This window comes from Limimaricola soesokkakensis (assembly GCF_900172345.1).
Classification (GTDB): domain Bacteria; phylum Pseudomonadota; class Alphaproteobacteria; order Rhodobacterales; family Rhodobacteraceae; genus Limimaricola; species Limimaricola soesokkakensis.
Window position 1 is genome coordinate 1 of the sequence record NZ_FWFY01000042.1, and the last position, 896, is coordinate 896.

The following is an 896-nucleotide window of genomic DNA, read 5'->3' on the forward strand; positions in this document are numbered from 1 at the left end:
TGTGGGCTCACGCTGAAGCGCAATTTTCACGGCTTCAACTTACTCGCCTGACTTCATTGCCTCCATCAGCTTTTCCCGGAAGACTTCGGCCGGGGTCCGGTAGCCCAGGCACTTCCGGGGCGTGGCGTTGAGGCGATCGCAGATCGAAGTCAGATATCGATCTGTGATCGCCGTGGGGTCGGTCTTGCGGGGAAGGTATTTTCGGATCCGGTTGTTGGTGTTTTCGACCGTGCCTTTCTGCCACGGCGATTGCGGGTCGCAGAACCATGGAATCGCGCCGAGACCGGCCTTGAGATGCGCCCAGGCGGTGAACTCGGTGCCTCGGTCGAATGTGATGGAGCGGCGGGCTGGTTGGGGCAGGACCTTCAGGCCGGAGATCAGGGTCTCCATGACGGGCTTGGAGGTCCGGTCGGCGTTCTTCGCCAAGACGGTGAAGCGGCTGACGCGTTCGACCAAGGAGGTCACGTTCGCCTTGCCGAACTCCTTGCGAAACATCACAAGGTCACACTCCCAATGCCCGAACTGCTGGCGCTCGGAGACCTCCACGGGCCGCAGCGAAATGCTGTGTTCATTGCTGAATCTGCGGCCGTGGTGACGCCGCATGCCACGCGGCCGGCGACGGCGGCGGTGCTCCGGCAGGTGACGATAGAGTGCCTCGGATCGGCCATCTCCGGAGTAGGCGTAGCGATAGATGGTCTCGTGGCTGACAGACGTGGCATGGCGTTCGAGCTTCATCCGGCCCGCAATTTGCTCGGGCGACCATCCGGCCTTGAGACGATCGACCACGGCAGCTTTCACGGCCGGGTGCCGGATCAGCTTGCGATGGACGGCGCGTCGCTTCTCGTAAGCGCGTTGCGCGGTCATGCCGTAGTAACCGCTCAGATGGGGTATCTCAT

1 protein-coding gene is annotated in these 896 nt (G+C 62.4%); it reads right to left on the bottom strand.

The window, feature by feature from the left end; genetic code table 11:
• Positions 1 to 39: 39 nt before the first annotated feature.
• On the bottom strand, positions 40 to 896 hold an 857-nt coding region (locus LOS8367_RS18595; RefSeq protein ID WP_085898014.1), incomplete at its 5' end, for an IS30 family transposase.